This window comes from Streptomyces sp. ITFR-16 (assembly GCF_031844705.1).
GTDB lineage: Bacteria > Actinomycetota > Actinomycetes > Streptomycetales > Streptomycetaceae > Streptomyces.
Map to the genome: position 1 here is coordinate 4,925,207 of NZ_CP134609.1, position 16,237 is coordinate 4,941,443.

14 protein-coding genes, 1 tRNA gene and 1 pseudogene are annotated in these 16,237 nt (G+C 72.7%); 6 read left to right on the plus strand and 10 right to left on the minus strand.

The window, feature by feature from the left end; genetic code table 11:
• Positions 1–237: 237 nt before the first annotated feature.
• Positions 238–1,542 carry a class I SAM-dependent methyltransferase gene (locus RLT58_RS21865; RefSeq protein ID WP_311312066.1) on the plus strand — a complete coding sequence of 435 codons (1,305 nt, stop codon included), beginning with the start codon at positions 238–240 and terminating at the stop codon, positions 1,540–1,542.
• A gap of 78 nt (positions 1,543–1,620) precedes the next feature.
• Here RLT58_RS21865 and RLT58_RS21870 read toward each other — a convergent pair whose 3' ends face one another.
• Together RLT58_RS21870 and RLT58_RS21875 are read right to left on the minus strand one after the other, a co-directional pair.
• A complete protein-coding gene (locus tag RLT58_RS21870) occupies positions 1,621–4,149 on the minus strand; it encodes an ABC transporter permease (RefSeq protein ID WP_311312067.1) in 2,529 nt (842 codons plus the stop codon).
• Between the two features lie 66 nt (positions 4,150–4,215).
• Positions 4,216–4,986: an ABC transporter ATP-binding protein gene (locus tag RLT58_RS21875; RefSeq protein ID WP_311312068.1), complete on the minus strand. Its 771-nt coding sequence runs from the start codon at positions 4,984–4,986 to the stop codon at positions 4,216–4,218.
• Between the two features lie 527 nt (positions 4,987–5,513).
• Here RLT58_RS21875 and RLT58_RS21880 point away from each other — a divergent pair.
• From RLT58_RS21880 to RLT58_RS21895, 4 genes and pseudogenes are all read left to right on the plus strand, one after another.
• A tRNA-Leu gene (locus tag RLT58_RS21880) sits at positions 5,514–5,599 on the plus strand.
• A gap of 79 nt (positions 5,600–5,678) precedes the next feature.
• The gene (locus tag RLT58_RS21885) at positions 5,679–6,050 is read left to right on the plus strand and encodes a DUF4259 domain-containing protein (protein WP_311312069.1); all 372 of its coding nucleotides are present in this window, start codon (positions 5,679–5,681) and stop codon (positions 6,048–6,050) included.
• Positions 6,044–6,274: pseudogene (locus tag RLT58_RS21890) on the plus strand (DUF664 domain-containing protein); the annotation flags it as partial. The gene RLT58_RS21885 and the pseudogene RLT58_RS21890, both read left to right, overlap by 7 nt.
• Before the next feature lie 66 nt (positions 6,275–6,340).
• Positions 6,341–7,228, plus strand: a complete 888-nt coding sequence (locus RLT58_RS21895) for a Bax inhibitor-1/YccA family protein (protein ID WP_311312070.1) — start codon at positions 6,341–6,343, stop codon at positions 7,226–7,228.
• Positions 7,229–7,332: 104 nt separating this feature from the next.
• Here the strand turns inward: RLT58_RS21895 and RLT58_RS21900 are convergent, their stop codons facing one another.
• Positions 7,333–7,560, minus strand: a complete 228-nt coding sequence (locus RLT58_RS21900; protein WP_311312071.1) for a DUF4287 domain-containing protein — start codon at positions 7,558–7,560, stop codon at positions 7,333–7,335.
• A gap of 99 nt (positions 7,561–7,659) precedes the next feature.
• On the opposite strand from RLT58_RS21900, the gene RLT58_RS21905 reads away from it, so the two are divergent.
• Positions 7,660–7,977: a hypothetical protein gene (locus RLT58_RS21905; RefSeq protein WP_311312072.1), complete on the plus strand. Its 318-nt coding sequence runs from the start codon at positions 7,660–7,662 to the stop codon at positions 7,975–7,977.
• 107 nt (positions 7,978–8,084) lie between these two features.
• Here RLT58_RS21905 and RLT58_RS21910 read toward each other — a convergent pair whose 3' ends face one another.
• The 7 genes from RLT58_RS21910 to RLT58_RS21940 all read right to left on the minus strand — a co-directional run bounded on the left by RLT58_RS21910 (position 8,085) and on the right by RLT58_RS21940 (position 16,230).
• On the minus strand, positions 8,085–8,954 hold the full coding sequence (locus tag RLT58_RS21910; protein WP_311312073.1) for a hypothetical protein: 870 nt from the start codon (positions 8,952–8,954) through the stop codon (positions 8,085–8,087).
• A 239-nt stretch (positions 8,955–9,193) separates the two neighbouring features.
• On the minus strand, positions 9,194–10,414 hold the full coding sequence (locus RLT58_RS21915) for an acetyl-CoA C-acetyltransferase (RefSeq protein WP_311312074.1): 1,221 nt from the start codon (positions 10,412–10,414) through the stop codon (positions 9,194–9,196).
• Between the two features lie 167 nt (positions 10,415–10,581).
• On the minus strand, positions 10,582–11,574 hold the full coding sequence (locus RLT58_RS21920; RefSeq protein ID WP_311312075.1) for an ornithine cyclodeaminase family protein: 993 nt from the start codon (positions 11,572–11,574) through the stop codon (positions 10,582–10,584).
• Positions 11,575–11,628: 54 nt separating this feature from the next.
• The gene (locus tag RLT58_RS21925) at positions 11,629–12,561 is read right to left on the minus strand and encodes an ABC transporter permease (RefSeq protein WP_311312076.1); all 933 of its coding nucleotides are present in this window, start codon (positions 12,559–12,561) and stop codon (positions 11,629–11,631) included.
• The gene (locus RLT58_RS21930) at positions 12,558–13,610 is read right to left on the minus strand and encodes an ABC transporter permease subunit (RefSeq protein WP_311312077.1); all 1,053 of its coding nucleotides are present in this window, start codon (positions 13,608–13,610) and stop codon (positions 12,558–12,560) included. The genes RLT58_RS21925 and RLT58_RS21930 overlap by 4 nt, the downstream gene beginning before the upstream one ends.
• Entirely contained in the window at positions 13,607–15,235 is a 1,629-nt protein-coding gene (locus tag RLT58_RS21935) for an ABC transporter ATP-binding protein (RefSeq protein WP_311312078.1), read from the minus strand. Before RLT58_RS21935 ends, RLT58_RS21930 begins: the two co-directional genes overlap by 4 nt.
• Positions 15,232–16,230 carry a BMP family protein gene (locus tag RLT58_RS21940; protein WP_311312079.1) on the minus strand — a complete coding sequence of 333 codons (999 nt, stop codon included), beginning with the start codon at positions 16,228–16,230 and terminating at the stop codon, positions 15,232–15,234. The genes RLT58_RS21935 and RLT58_RS21940 overlap by 4 nt, the downstream gene beginning before the upstream one ends.
• Positions 16,231–16,237: the final 7 nt, after the last annotated feature.

A 16,237-nucleotide genomic window follows, 5' to 3' on the forward strand; every position in this document is an offset into this window, starting at 1 on the left:
TATCGGAACGCGACCGCGCGGCGCGGGCCGCGGGGGTGCGCGGGCCGGACCCCCGGCGGATGCGTGTGCTGTGCAGGTATTTTGCCGTTTCCTTGCCCGGTAGCGGGATGGCCGGGCCGCCGGAAACTGTTGAGGGGGGTGTGCTGCGCCGTGGTGCCGAGGGCGCCGGGGCGTGGTCCGGGACATGTGTGGGCATGTCTGGGCACGTCGGGAAACACCATCACGGAGGTGTGCGCCATGGCAGACGCCGCGTTGCGGCTGACCGCTCTCGCCCAGGAGTTGCTGGGAGAACCCCTACCGGTCCGCATCCGGGCCTGGGACGGCAGTGAGTCCGGACCGCCCGGCGCCCCCGTCCTCGTCATCAAGAACCGCCGCGCCCTGCGCCGCCTGCTCTGGAAGCCGGGCGAACTGGGCCTGGCGCGCGGCTGGGTGGCCGGCGAGCTCGACATCGAGGGCGATCTCTACGAGGCCCTGGACCTGATGGCCGGGCTGATCTGGGAGCGCGGCGCGGAGGCGAAGGACAGCGTCCACCCGGTCCGCGACCCCAAGCTGCGGGCCGCCGCCAAGGGACTGCTCCAGCTGGCCGGCCCCTGGCCGCCGCCCCCGCCGCCGCCCGAGGAGGTCCGCCGCCGCACCGGCACCCTGCACACCAAGCGCCGTGACAAGGAGGCCATCAGCCACCACTACGACGTGGGCAATGACTTCTACGCATTGGTCCTGGGACCGTCCATGGTCTACTCCTGCGCCTACTGGGAGGACGGCGGAACCCTTGAGGACGCCCAGCGCGACAAGCTCGACCTGGTCTGCCGCAAGCTCGCGCTGAAGGAGGGCGACCGGCTGCTGGACGTCGGCTGCGGCTGGGGCTCCATGGCCATCCACGCCGCCCGTGAGTACGGCGCTCGCGTCACCGGTGTCACCCTCTCCACCGAACAGGCCGCCTTCGCCAGGAAGCGCATCGCCGAGGAGGGCCTCACCGACCGGATCGAGATCCGGGTCCAGGACTACCGGGACGTCAGGGACGGCCCGTACGACGCCATCTCCTCCATCGGCATGGCCGAACACGTCGGCTCCGTCCGCTACCGCGAGTACGCCGACGACCTCTACGCACTCCTCAAGCCCGGCGGGCGCCTGCTCAACCACCAGATCGCCCGCCGCCCGGAGAAGGACGAGTCCGCCTACCGCATCGACGCGTTCATCGACTCCTACGTCTTCCCGGACGGTGAACTGGCCCCGGTCGGCCGCACCGTCGCCACCCTGGAGGAGGCCGGCTTCGAGACCAGGGACGTCGAGTCGCTCCGCGAGCACTACGCCCTGACCCTGCGCCGCTGGGTCGCCAACCTGGAGGGCGACTGGCAGCGTGCGGTCAGGGCGACCTCGCCCGGCCGGGCGAGGGTCTGGCGGCTCTACATGGCCGCCTCCGCGCTCTCCTTCGAGCACAACAAGATCGGCGTCAACCAGATCCTCGCGGTCCGCCCCGCCGAGGGCGGCGGCTCCCGGATGCCGCTGCGCGCCCGCGACTGGAGGGCCTCCGCGACCGGCTGAGCCCGTAAGGACCACCGCCGAGGGCCGGTACCCGTCATCAGCGGGGTACCGGCCCTCGGCGTGCGTGTCCGGGTGCGGCTACTCCGTCTTGATGGCCGTCAGCATGTTCAGCTTGGCGGCGCTGCGGGCCGGCCACAGGGCGGCCAGCACGCCGACCAGTCCGGCCAGCACCAGGAAGAGCGCGATCCGGCCCCACGGCAGGACCAGCACGTACTGCGGGATCTGGGCCGCCACGGTCTGGCCGATCGCCCAGCCGAGGAACATCCCGAGCCCGATGCCGACCACCGCGCCGAAGAGCGAGATGACCACGGCCTCCAGCCGGATCATGCGCTTGACCTTGCGGCGGTCCAGGCCGATCGCCCGCAGCATGCCGATCTCCTGCTGGCGCTCGAACACCGACATGGCCAGGGTGTTGACGACCCCGAGCACCGCGATGATCAGGGCCATGGCGAGCAGCCCGTACATGATGTTCATCGCGAGGTTGACCGAGCCGCCGAACATGTCGCGGATGTCCTGACGGTCCATGACGCTCATGCCCGGGTTGTCGCCCAGCGCGTCCACCAGCGCCTTCTCATGGGCCGCGCTCGCGCCGCCGTCCGTCTTCACCCAGATCTCGCGGATGTCGGCACGGCCCTCGTGCGGGGCGACCTTGTCACGGGGGATCAGGACCGGCGACAGGAACTCGTTGTCCTTGTAGAGGGCCCCGATCCGCAGGTTCTCCTTCTTGTCGTCGTCGTACGTGACCGGGACGCTGTCCCCGGTCCTCCAGCCGTGCGACTTCGCGGTCTTCTCGGCGACGGCGATCTCGCCCCGGCCGATTGAGTCCGCCGAGCCCGAGACGGTGTCGACGGTGAGGACCTTCTGCACATCGCCCGGGGTGATGCCGGAGGCCGAGACCCCGGCGCCGTCGACCGTCAGCCAGACGGCCTGCTGCGGGGAGGCGGCGGTGACGCCGGGAGCCTTCGCCAGGGCGGTGAGAGCCGACTCGTCGAGCGCGTCGCCGCTGGCCATCGAGACCATGTAGTCGGCCTTGATGTTGTCCGTCGTCAGCTTGTCGACCGCCTGGCCGAGGGTGACGCCGAGCACCGAGATGCCGGTGACGAGGGTGAGGCCGATCGCCAGCGCGGAGGCGGTGGCGCCGGTACGGCGGGGGTTGCGGACCGCGTTCTGCGCGGCCAGCTTGCCGGAGACCCCGAACAGCCGCAGCAGCAGCGGGCGCACCAGGGCGATCACCGGGCGGGACAGCAGCGGGATGAGGACGATGACCCCGATCAGCGCCAGGAAGGCGCCGCCCGCGATGAGGAGCTGGCCGTTCGACCCGGCCTGCGCCGCGCCGCCGATGATCGCGGCCGCGCCGAGCAGGGTGATGATGCCGCCGATCGTGTTGCGCAGCACCAGGGACTTGACCGTGGCCACCGCGTGCGCGCTGTTCATCGCGGCGACGGGCGGGATCTTCGCGGCCCGGCGGGCGGGCAGCCAGGCGGCCAGCACGGTGATCACCACGCCGACGCCGAAGGCGGCGACGACGGTGACCGGGGCCACCACGAGCGGCCCGGCCGGGATCTTCCCGCCGATCAGGCTCATCGCGGAGCGCAGCGCGGTCGCGAGGCCGATGCCCAGCGCGAAGCCGACCACGGAGGCGATCAGACCGACGACAGCGGCCTCGAGCAGCACCGAGCGCTTGACCTGGCGGCGCGAGGCACCGACGGCCCGCAGCAGCGCCAGCTCCTTGGTGCGCTGGGCGACCAGCATGGTGAAGGTGTTGGCGATCAGGAAGATGCCGACGAAGAGGGCGACACCGGCGAAGGCGAGCAGCAGCTTGTTGAGGCTGCTGAGGCCGGACTCGATCTGCTCGGCCTGCTCGTCCGCGAGGACCTTGCCGGTCTTGGCCTCGGCGTCCTCGGGCAGCAGCGGCTTCACATCGGCCAGCAGCTGCCGGTCCGAGACGCCGGGCGCGGCGGTGACGGCGACGTCCTTGAACTCGCCGGACCGCAGGAACAGCTTCTGGGCGACGGGGGTGTCGAAGAGCACCAGGCTGCCGCCGGCGTTGACCGCGCCGTCCTCGGTGGTGAAGACGCCGGAGAGCGTGTACTCCTTCACCGGCCCGTTGGTGGCGACCCGCACGGTGTCGCCGACCTCGTACTTGCCCTTGCGGGCGGTGTCCTTGTCCAGGGCGATGCTGCCCGCAGCGGTCGGGCCCGAGCCGTCGGTGAAGGTGTACTGGGCGTCCTTGCCGTCCTTGCCGGGGGCGAAGTTGGCACCGGTGTTGGACCAGCCGTTGCCGATCAGCTTGCCGTCGGGGTCGGCGACCCCGGCGAATCCGTCGACCCGGCCGGTGGCGGTGGCCACCCCGTCCAGGGCCTGGATCTTCTTCAGGGTGGCGGCGTCGATGGCGCGGGTCTTGTCGTCGCGCTGGTCGGCGTGGGTGGTGACGGCGACCGCGATGTCGTCGTAGTTCTTCGCGGACTGGTTGCGGAAGGCGTTGCCGAGGGTGTCGGTGAAGACCAGGGTGCCGGAGACGAAGGCCACGCCGAGCATCACGGCGAGGACGGTCATCAGCAGCCTGGCCTTGTGCGCGAGCACATTGCGCAGGGCGGTTCGGAACATGTCTGTGAGTCCTGGGAGGGGAGGGGGCCGGAGGGTGGACGACGCGGGGCCGGGCGGGCCCCGGGGTCAGCTGGTGCGGCCCTTGGCGTCGAAGGCCTTCATCCGGTCGAGCACCCCGTCCGCGGTGGGGTGCATCATCTGGTCCACGATCGCCCCGTCGGCCAGGAAGATCACCCGGTCCGCGTAGGAGGCGGCGGCGGGGTCGTGGGTCACCATCACCACGGTCTGGCCCAGCTCGCGCACCGAGTTGCGCAGAAAGCCGAGGACCTCGGCGCCGGAGCGGGAGTCGAGGTTCCCGGTCGGCTCGTCACCGAAGATGATCTCGGGCCGCGAGGCCAGGGCGCGGGCCACCGCGACGCGCTGCTGCTGGCCGCCGGAGAGCTCGGTGGGCCGGTGCTTGAGCCGGTCGGAGAGGCCCACCATCTCGATGACCTTGTGCAGCCAGTCCTGGTCGGGCTTGCGGCCGGCGATGTCCATCGGCAGCGTGATGTTCTCCAGCGCGGTCAGCGTCGGCAGCAGGTTGAACGCCTGGAAGATGAAGCCGATCTTGTCCCGGCGCAGCTGGGTGAGCTGCTTGTCCTTGAGCGACCCGAGCTCGGTCTCGCCGATCCGCACCGAACCGCTGCTGAAGCTGTCGAGGCCGGCCACGCAGTGCATCAGCGTGGACTTGCCGGAACCCGACGGGCCCATGATCGCGGTGAACTCCCCCTGCGGGAAGTCCACGGTGACCCGGTCCAGGGCGGTCACCTTGGTCTCGCCCTCTCCGTAGACCTTCGACAGTTCCGTGGCGCGGGCGGCCACCGCGGTGGCGCGGTGAGCGGTGGACATGGTGGTCACGGGAGACTCCAGGGTGGTTTTCGTACGGGACGGGGGGCCCGCCCGGCGCTCCCGCCGGCGGCGGGACCCGGGTCAGGGGCACCACTCCATCGTCTCCGCCGTCCGGCTCCGGGTCGTCACTCCCGGTGCCCGTTCCCGGGGCCGCCTTGAGTCGCATCACAGGGCCTCCGGCGTCCTCCTGCGGTATGACTCCGACCCTGACCCACCGCCCGGGGACCCCCTCGCCGGGGCGGTCGTCCGGCGCGCCGGACCCGGTCCCGCACCCCGGAATCCGCCCCCGGGTGGCGCGGCCCTGGCGATCCGTGGCGCACCCCTGGCGAATCGGCTGTGCGGGTGCGGCGACTTTCCGTCAATTCGGGTATCCGGCCGCCGCGCCCGTCAGCACGCCCGGGCATGTGACTATGCCTTCCGGGTGTGCTGACGGACCCTCAAGTGATCCATAAATAAGACAACATCGAGCCACGGTTCGGCTGATCGCGGAGGGCCCCCCGGATAGGGTCATGTGCCAACGCGGAGCCGCGCGCCAAGCCCGGATGGTGGAATGCAGACACGGCGAGCTTAAACCTCGCTGCCCCTCGGGGGCGTACCGGTTCGAGTCCGGTTCCGGGCACCATCACGCACAGTGCCCCTGGGGGAGACCGGCGGACCCGGGGACCGTACGCTACGCCACCACAGAGCCGAGGGGAGCGGTAGTGGGGACCTGGGGTGCGGGGAACTTCGACAGTGATACGGCGGCGGACCATCTCTCCGCCCTGGTGGACCGGCTGGTCGCCGAGGTGACGGAGGTGATGTCCGGTGACCCGGCGGAGATCGAGCCGGACGAGTACGGGGGCGTGGCCGTCCCCTGCAATCTGGAGCTGCTGCTCATGCTCGACGCCGCCGGGTGGGTGGGCGTGACGCTTCCGCCGGCCGAGGTGGTCCGGCAGTGGCAGGAGTCGTACATGGCGGTGTGGGAGCGGACCATCGACGGCCTGGGGCCGAGCGACGCGTACAGGGCCGAGCGCCGGGCCGTGCTCACCGGGACGTTCGAGCGCCTGGCCCGGGCGGCGGGGCCGTCGAGCTGACCCTGCACCGGGTCCTCGTCCACATGGTCGCCGAGACCCAGCGCCATGCCGGGCACGCCGACATCGTCCGGGAGGCGGTCGACGGCGTCACCGGGCTGCGCAGGGGCGGCGAGGACATGGCCCCCGGTGACCAGGCATGGTGGCGCGACCACCGGGAACGGGTGGAACGTGCGGCCCGGGAGGCGGTCGGTCCCGGGCGTCGAAAGATCCTCCCCTGGCACTAGGGAGAATGCTTTGCCTAGCCATTACTCTTGTGGGAAGGCCACGCTGGGTGGCCATGGAGGAGTGAGATGAGGAGCAGCAACCCGGTCTTCTCGCGACGGGGCTTCAGCCGCGACAACAGTTACGCGGGCTTCAACGCGGCACCGCAGGCCGGGGCCCCCGCAGCGGGTGCCAACCCGTACGCGCAGGGCACCGCCCCGAACCCGTACGCGACGAACCCCTACGCGCAGCAGGACGGCCAGTACGGCGCCCCGCAGGCGCCCGCGCGCTCCGGCGTGATGACGATCGACGACGTCGTCACCCGTACGGCGCTGACGCTGGGCACGGTCGTGCTCGGCGCCGCTCTCGCCTGGGCGCTGCTGCCGGTCGACGAGGCGAACCTCAACAAGTCGTACGGCATCGCGATCGGCGCGGCGCTCATCGCCTTCGTGCTGTCGCTCGTCCAGTCCTTCAAGCGCAAGCCCGTTCCCGCGCTGATCATCGCGTACGCCGCGTTCGAGGGTGTGTTCCTCGGCGTCATCTCCAGTGCCGTCAGCACCTACATCTCGCCCGGTGTGGTGATGCAGGCGGTGATGGGCACCATGTGCGTCTTCGCCGGCGTGCTGCTGGCGTACAAGATGCGCTGGATCCGGGTCACCCGCCGGTTCTACGGCTTCGTGATGGCCGCCGCGATGGGCTTCATGCTCCTGATGGTGGTCAACCTGCTGTTCGCCGCCTTCGGTGGCGGCGACGGCCTGGGCTTCCGCAGCGGCGGCCTCGGCATCCTCTTCGGTGTCATCGGCATCGTGCTCGGCGCCTGCTTTCTGGCCCTGGACTTCAAGCAGGTCGAGGACGGCATCGCGTACGGCGCTCCGCGCGAGGAGTCCTGGCTGGCGGCCTTCGGCCTCACCATGACCCTGGTGTGGATCTACCTGGAGATGCTGCGTCTGCTCTCCATCCTCAGCGGCGACGACTAGTCCCCGCCGGCGGTTTCCGCCGACAGACGGGCGAACGGCCCGCGGGCTCCGGAAGGAGGCCGCGGGCCGTTCCGCGTTCCGAGCGGGGACGGGGGCGGTGAGGGTCAGAGCAGCTTGCGCGCCGCTCTGCGCAGGTCGTACTCGTGGATGAGTGCCTGCGCGTGTCCGTACGCGAGGTTGTGCTCACTCCGCAGCCAGCTGACCTTCTCCTCGAAGCGGAGAGCCGGGCCGTCCTCGACGGTGCGCAGCCAGTCGGAGATCTCACGACCGGTGCAGTGCGGAATTCTGGAGAGCAGATTGCGGTGGGTCTCTTCGGACAGGACTTGGGACATCGGCGCCTCCGCGTTGTGCGCGTTGCTGGTCCTTCCCGACACCGTGCCTGAGCGCCGGGCTGTTGGCAACCATCCGGGAGGGGCGCGTAGGGTCGCGGAGTGCTCGATACGACGCCCCTGATCATCGCCGTGGACCGATTCGCCGACCGGCTGCGCGCCGCCCCGCAGAGCAGGCTGCAGCGGGGTGCGGCGGCCGAAGGGCTGGCCGCGGCGCGGGAGCTGGCCGTACGGGCGCAGCGGATCGAGGCGCCGGAGCGCGAGCCGAGGATCATGCCGGACGCCGGGATCTTCGCGATCGGCGACCAACTCGCCGTCGCGGGACGGGATCTGTCCGTGGCACTGGAAATGGCCCCGTCCGTGGAGCTGGACGAGGCCGTGCAGTTCGTCGAGGAGGCTGCCGCGCGGGCGTTCGCCTAGGCGGTCTGCCGGGGCGGGGGGCGCGGAGTCCTGGGGCAGCGGCCGGCGAGAGCCGCTGTTCCGGGGTGGTGCCGGGGATTGGGTGGTGCCGGAGACCGGTCCGCGGGCTAGAAGCTCGCGATGACGCGGTCGGCCAGTATGTAGACGTTCTCCCGGCCGCACGAGAAGGTCAGGGCGTAGGCGCCGGAGACACCGGAACCGCCCAGCAGCACGGGGTGCTCACCGGCCTGGAGCGACTCGGCCAGACGCTCGGCCGTCTCGCGGTGACCGGGGGTCATACAGAGCGTGGTGCCGTCGGCGAACACATAGACGTCCAGCGTGCCCAGCGGACCGGGGCGGACGTCGGAGAGCTCGGTGCGGCCGTCGGCCAGCTCCTCCAGGCGGTTCACCGTCCGCTCGTGGTCGGTGACGACGGGTGTCTGCACCGGCACGAAGTCGGGGTGCGAGGGGTGGCGGCGGCGGGCCGCGGCCAGCTCGGGGGAGTCCTCGGCGAACTCCGCCGTCTCCGGCAGCTCGGCCATGTCGGCCAGCTCCGTCAGCTCGGCGAGCTCGGTCAGCTCCTCCAGCGCCTCGGTGGCGTCCAGGTCCATCGACTCCAGGCCGGCGAAGTCGCTCTGGCGCGGCATGAAGAACGGCGCGTCGTCCCCGAGCCCGGCCAGTCCGCCCAGCAGGGACGGGGCGTCGGCGGCGTCGCGCGCCTCCTGCGAGGCCCAGAACGCGCGGGCCTCGGCGAGCTCGCGCTCCCGCTCCTCGGCCAGCGCCTCGGCGACCGCCGCGCGTATCTCGGCGGCAGGGGTGGTGTCGTTACGGCTCTGAGCGGGTACGGCAGCGGTATGGGCGCGGCCGTCGGCCAGCTCCCTCCGGAGGGCCGAGACCTGCTGACGCAGCCCGTGAGCAGCGTGCAGAGCGGCGGCGCCCACGGCCGTGGCAGCGGCGGTGGTCAGCAACAGGGCAAGAGGCATGGCGCTCACTGACATACTCCCGGTTTCAATCGATCCCCCGACTTCCTACATCAGCTTGTCCTGTACCGGCACTCTGTGTCAGTGCATTACGTCACGAATTGGACAGGTCTTTGTGCCTGGGGTTTAGCCCTGTAGCCGGTGTGACCTGCAGAAACGTCTCTCCCCCAGGAGATAGGTCACATCCTGGGGGAGATTCGGTCACGGTCGGAGCTCGGAACCGGCCATTCCACCGGCCCCGAGCGTCACATTCCGGCTCAGCTCAGCCGCTCGATCACCATCGCCATGCCCTGCCCGCCGCCCACGCACATGGTCTCCAGACCGAACTGCTTGTCGTGGAACTGCAGGCTGTTGATCAGCGTGCCGGTGATGCGGGCGCCGGTCATGCCGAAGGGGTGGCCGACGGCGATGGCGCCGCCGTTGACGTTGACCTTGTCCAGCGGCAGGCCGAGGTCGCGGTAGGAGGGGATGACCTGGGCGGCGAACGCCTCGTTGATCTCGGCCAGGTCGATGTCGTCGATCGTCAGCCCCGCCCGCTTGAGCGCCTGCTTGCTGGCCTCGACGGGTCCGTAGCCCATGATCTCGGGGGAGAGGCCGGAGACGCCGGTGGAGACGATCCGGGCCAGCGGGGTCAGGCCCAGCTCGCGCGCCTTGGTGTCGGACATGATCACGAGAGCCGCGGCGCCGTCGTTGAGCGGGCAGCAGTTGGCGGCCGTGACCAGGCCGTCGGGGCGGAAGACCGGCTTCAGGCCCTGCACGCCCTCCAGCGTGACGCCCGCGCGCGGGCCGTCGTCCTTGGCGACCACGGTGCCGTCGGGGGTCGTGACGGGGGTGATCTCGCGCTCCCAGAAGCCGTTCTTCAGGGCTTCCTCGGCGAGGTTCTGCGAGCGGACGCCGAACTCGTCCATGTCCTGGCGGGTGACGCCCTTGATCCGGGCCAGGTTCTCCGCGGTCTGCCCCATCGCGATGTACGCGTCCGGGACCAGGCCGTCCTCGCGCGGGTCGTGCCAGCTCGCACCGGACTCCTCCGCGCGGGCCGCGGTGCGGGCCTCGGCGTCGGCGAAGAGCGGGTTGTGCGTGTCCGGCAGGCTGTCGGAGTTGCCCTTGGAGAACCGGGACACCATCTCGACCCCGGCCGAGATGAAGACGTCGCCCTCGCCGGCCTTGATGGCGTGCAGCGCCATGCGGCTGGTCTGCAGCGAGGACGAGCAGTAGCGGGTGACCGTACAGCCGGGAAGGTGGTCCATCCCCATCTGCACGGCGATGATGCGGCCCAGGTTGTTGCCCTGCTCGCCGCCGGGCAGACCGCAGCCGAGCATCAGGTCGTCGATGTCCTTGGGGTCCAGCTCGGGGACCTTGGCCAGTGCGGTCTGGATGATCGTGGCGGTCAGGTCGTCCGCGCGCAGGTCCTTCAGCGACCCCTTGAAGGCCCGGCCGATGGGCGAACGGGCGGCAGAGACGATCACGGCTTCGGGCATCACGCGGCTCCATGAGGGCTGGAAGGCTGTCTGGCAGGACTGCTCTGGAAGTTACCCGGACGTACTGCCGAGGTCACCCGACAGGGCGTGTGATGCGGGCCTCTTTTCTAAGCAACCGCTCAGTCAGCCTCGTGCGGGCGCTCGGCCGGCGGCCCGGAAGGCCCCGCTCAGGCCGTGAGATCGATCCGGGTGCCGAGCCCCCGCTCCCCGGCCCGGTCGATCAGCAGCCGCGCCGTGGCCAGGTCCTGGAGGCCGATGCCCACCGAGTCGAACAGCGTGATCTCCTCGGGCGAGGTGCGGCCCGGGCACGCCCCCGTCAGCACGTCTCCCAGCTCGCGGCGTACGTCCCGCTCGCGCAGCGCCCCCTCCGCCAGGGCGAGCACCACCTCGCCGGACTTGGCCAGCGCCGTCTCGTAGGCGTCCACGACCACCACCGCGCGGCGCATCCCCTCGCCGTCGATCTCCCGGTGGTCCGGCCGGGGCGGCGCCCCCACCGCGTTCACATGCAGGCCCGGCCGGAACCACGCCCCCCGCACCAGCGGCTCCCGGGACGGGGTGAGCGTGCACAGCACATCGGCGGCCACGGTCACCTCGCGCGGCCCCGCGACCACCTCGGCGGTCACCCCCAGCTCCTCGGTGAGCCGCCCCGCCAGCTCCCGCGCGCGGTCCGGCGTGCGCCCCCAGAGCACCACGCGCTCGTACGCCCACACCGTCCGCAGCGCGCGGGCGTGCGCCAGGGCGAGCGGGCCCGTACCGATCAGCCCGAGGACCCGGGAGCCCGGCCGCATCAGCGCCCGGGTCGCCACCGCCGAGGCCGCCGCGGTACGGAAACGGGTCACCGCCGCGCCGTCCAGCAGCGCCGCGCACCCGCCGTCCGCCGTCGACACCGCGAGGATCGCCGAGCGCTGCACGGGCAGGCCGCGCTCCCGGTTGCCCGGCAGATCGGCCAGCAGCTTCACCGTGGCCAGCTCCGCCCGGGCGGATGCGGCCGCCATCGCGAGGAACGCCCCGCCCGCCCCGTCCGGCAGCCGCATCACCGGGGGCACCGGCAGCACCGCCGTCCCCCGGGCGAGGTCGGTGTGCGCCTGCTCCACCGCCGCGACGGTCTCCTCGTGGCCGAGCATCGCGAGGATGTCGGAGCGGGTCAGGATCAGGGTCATGCGGAGTCCGTTCTGCGAGCGGTCGGTTCGGCGAGCGAGCGGTCGGACGAGCGGTCAGCGGGCACCGCGGACGAACGGGACGGTCAGACCGGACGGCGCCCGGCTGCGCCCCACCAGACCGCTCACCGCCAGCAGCGCGATGACGTACGGGAGGGTCACCAGCAGCGGCGAGGGCAGACGCAGCCCCAGCGTGGGCGCGACGAACTGGAGCGCCTGGGCGAGGCCGAAGAAGAGGCACGCCACGATCGTCGGCCCGCCCCGCCAGCGGCCCGCGATCACCGCGATGACGGCGAGATAGCCGATGCCGCCGGTTATGTTGTCGCTGAACGCGTGCACCTCGGCCAGCGCGAGCTGCGCCCCGGCGAGCCCCGCGGTCACCCCGGTCAGGAGCACCGCCGCGTACCGGACCGCCGCCACCGGAAGGCCGCTGCGGTCGGCGGCCGTGGCGTCCTCGCCGACCGCGTCGACCATCAGCCCCGGGCCGGTGCGGCGGCTCAGCAGCAGGGCCAGGGCCCCGGCCACCGCGAACGCCAGATAGCCGAGGGCGCTCTGCTCGAACAGGGCCGGACCGAGGACGGGCAGCTCGTGCAGCAGTGGTACGGCGACGGGGTCGAAGCCCGCCACCGAGTCCCCGGTGCCCTCCGGGAACAGCAGCCGTGCACCGTAGGTGGTCGCGCCGAGGGCCAGGGCGTTGGCCGTGATGCCGGTGACGATCTGGTCGGCGCGCAGGGTCACGCTCAGCAGCGCCTGGACGGCCGCGAAGAGCAGGCCGGCGACCAGCGCGCACAGCAGCCCGGCGCCCGCGCTGCCCGTGGCGTACGAGCCCGCGGCTCCCGCGAAGGCGCCGGTGAGCATCATGCCCTCGACGCTCAGGTTCAGGACGCCGGCCCGTTCGCTGACCAGCTCCCCGGCCGAGGCGAGCAGCAGCGGCACGGCGAGCCGCACCCCGCCCGAGGCGAGTTCGGTGAGGACCTGTCCGGTACTCATGGGCGCTTCTCCTTCCACAGCATCGAGGCGGCGACGAACAGCACCAGCAGGCTCTGCACGATCTGGACCGAGGAGGCCGGGACCTGGGAGGCCAGCTGGAGGTTGATGCCGCCGTTGGTCAGGAACCCGAAGAGCAGCGAGACCCCCACGACGGCGGTGAGCGACCCCCGGGCCAGCAGGCCGACGACCAGGCCGGAGAAGCCGTAGCCGGACGAGAAGTGCTCGGCCAGGACGAAGGGCGCGGTCGCCACCAGCGCGGCTCCGGCCAGTCCGGCGAAGCCGCCCGCGACGGCGAGCGAGCCGGCCCGCAGCCGGTCGACCGGGGCGCCGAGCCGCAGTGCGGCGGGCCGTGAGTGCCCCACCGCGCGCAGCCGGAGCCCGGTCGCGGAGTGGTGCAGCACGAGCGCGGTGACCACGGCGGCCGACAGGGCGACGGCCACCAGGGCGGTGGCGGGCGAGTCGGCCGGGCCGAGCAGCGGCAGCTGGGCCGCCCCGGGCAGCGGCGCGGACTGCGGAAGTGTCTCGGTGGAGGTGGCGGGCTGCCGCAGCAGGGCCTCCTCGTGCACGGCGAGCGAGACGAGCCCGATGCCGACGAAGTTCAGCAGCAGCGTGGTGATGACCTCGCTGGTGCCGCGCCGCACCAGCAGCAGCCCGGCGGCCCAGGCCCACAGGGCGCCCGCCGCGCAGCCGGCCGCCAGCACGGCGCTCACCGCGAGCACCGGCGGCGTCCCGGCCGGCAGCGCGAGGCCGGCCGCCGCGCCGGCGACCCCGCCGACGCAGAGCTGCCCCTCGCCGCCGACGTTCACCAGGCCGGCGCGATGGGCCACGGTGAACCCGGTGGCGATCAGGGCGAGCACGGCCGCGGTGTTGAGGGAGGAGCCGATCGCGTACGGAGTGGCGAACATGCCCTCCACGAGGGCGGCGCCCGCCGCCGCCGGGGTGGCTCCGGCGCCGACGACGAGGAGCAGTCCGGCACCGGCCGCCGCGAGGGCGGCCAGCGAGGCGATGACGGCGGGGTGCCGCCGGGTGAGGGTGCGCGATGCGGTCATGAGGCGGCTTCCAGGAGGGGGCGGGAACCGTCGGCGCCGAGCATCAGGCGGGAGACGGTGGAGCGGGCCTCGGGATCGTCGGTGCGGACCGGGCCCAGGAGCCGGCCGCGGTAGGCGACCGCGATCCGGTCGCAGACGGCGAGGAGTTCGTCCAGTTCGCTGGAGACCACCAGGACACCGGCGCCCCGGGCGGCGGCCTCCCGCAGCCGGCCGAGGACGGCGTCCACCGCGCCGACGTCCAGGCCCCGGGTGGGCTGGGCGGCGGCCAGGCAGACGAGGGGGTCCAGGGCCAGTTCCCGGGCGAGGACGACCTTCTGCTGGTTGCCGCCGGAGAGGCTGGACATCGGGGCGCCGGGCCCGGCGGCCCGCACCGCGTACTCGGTGAGCACCCGGCCGGCGGCCCGGTGCATCGCGGGCCGGTCCAGGAGCACCCCGAAGCGGCGGAAGGCGTCGAGCCGCCCGAGGAACAGGTTCTCCGCGACGGACAGTTCGGGCACACAGCCCTCGTGGTGCCGGTCCTCCGGGACGATCCCGAGCCCGGCGGCGGTGCGCGTGCGGGGCGTGGCGCGGGTCAGGTCCACCCCGCCCGCCTCGACGCACCCGCTCTCGACGGCGAGGGCCCCGCCGAGGACGGCCATCAGTTCGCTCTGGCCGTTGCCCTCGACCCCGGCGATGCCGAGGATCTCGCCGGGCGCCAGATCGAGTCCGACGCCGTCCAGCGCGGGCGAGCCGTCGCCCCGCCGGACGGAGACCCCGCGCAGCCGGAGCGCGGGGGGCCCGGCGGGGGCGGGAACATCGGCACCCGCGCCCGCGCCCGCAGCCGCAGCCGGCGCCGGGGCCGGGTCCGCACCCGGCGCCGGCTCCAGGCCCAGCGTCGCCGCCAGGGCCGGGGCGAGGTCGGCCGGGGCGCGGCCGATCATCAGCGGGACCAGCTTCTTCGCCGGCAGCTCCGCGAGCGGGGCGCTGCCCGCGACCCGGCCGCCGCGCAGCACGGTCGCCGCGTCACCGGCCCTGGCCGCCTCGCCGAGCTTGTGGGTGATCAGGACGACCGCCCGGCCGTCCGCCGCGATCCGGCGGCAGGTGTCGAGCAGGGCGTCCACCTCCGCCGGGGCCAGCACGCCGGTCGGCTCGTCCAGGAGCAGCAGCCGGGGTTCGTGGAGCAGGCACTTGACGATCTCGACGCGCTGGCGGATGCCGACCGGGAGCCCGTCGACCCGTGCGGCGGGGTCGACACCGAGCCCGTACGCCTCCTCCAGCGCGTCGAGCAGGGCGGCCAGCGCCCGGCGCGGCAGCCGCAGCGAACGGGCGGCCGGCAGCAGGAGGTTCTCCGCCACGGTCAGGGTCGGCACGAGGGAGAAGTGCTGGTGCACGGTGGCGATCCCGGCGGCCAGCGCGTCGGCCGGGCGGGTGGGCGCGTACCGCTGTCCGTACAGCCGCATCGTTCCCGCGTCGGGGGTGAGGCCGCCGCCGACGAGGTGGCAGAGGGTGGACTTGCCCGCGCCGTTCTCGCCGAGGACGCAGTGCACGGTGCCCGCCTCCACCCGCAGGGCGACCTCGTCCAGGGCGCGGGTCGGCCCGAACGACTTGGTCAGGCCGGTGATCTCCAGGGCCGGGGGCGCGCTCACAGCGTGGTGATCTTCCCGGTGGCGATCTGCTCCTTGAGCCGGTCGAGCTTCTGCTTCGTGGCCGCGTCCGCCCCGCACACCACGAGGTCGCTGGCGGGGTGGTCGGCGGTGAGCCCGAACTTCACGTTCTCGGCCTTCCAGGTGCCGTCGAGGGCGTGCGCGACGGCGTACTCGATCTCGGCGCCGATGTCCGTCCGCACATAGCCCGCGTACGCCGGGTCGCTGCCGCACTCCGCCGGGATGGGGCCGCCGACGATCTTGCCGCCGCGCTGCACCGCCGCCTGGGCCAGGCCCTTCTGACCGAGGTTCAGGACCTGTCCCAGCACGTCCGCCCCGGCGCCGAAGTCGGCCAGCGCGGACTGCTTGGCCTTGGCGACGTCGTTGAAGTCGCCCGGGTACTGCGGGGGCAGCACCCGCACGCCGGGCTTCGCGGCCTTCGCCCCGTTCGCGAACTCCTTGGCCGCGTTGACGATCGCGGGAAGCTCGGCCCCGCCGACGAAGCCGACGCTCCCCTTCTCGCTGAGCAGCGCGGCCGAGGCGCCGGAGAGGAACGCGGCCTGGGCCTGCTGGGGGTCGTACAGGCCGAGGTTGGCCAGCGGCTTCCCGTCGGCCGGTCCGCCGATCTCGACGAACCGGACCTTCGGGAAGCGCGGGGCGACCTTGCGGACGGAGGCGTCGGTCTGGCCGCCGAGCGAGATCACCAGGTCCGAGGAGCCGGCGAAGCGGACCAGGGGCGCCTCGTAGTCGGCGGCCGGTATCTGCTCGACCGCGGAGAGCTTCACCCGGTCCGCGTGCGCCTTCCGGGCGCGCAGGTACCCGAGGTGCGCGGACTGCATGAACCCCTGGTCGGAGACGGAGCCCGCGAACAGGACACCCACGCGGAGGGTGGTGCCGGAGCCCTTGGCCGAGGAGTCGTCGCCCGAGCCGCAGGCGGTGAGCAGGAGCAGGCCGGCGGCCAGCGCCGAGGCCGTGACGGAGTTGCGCAGGTGCACCACGGGTGTC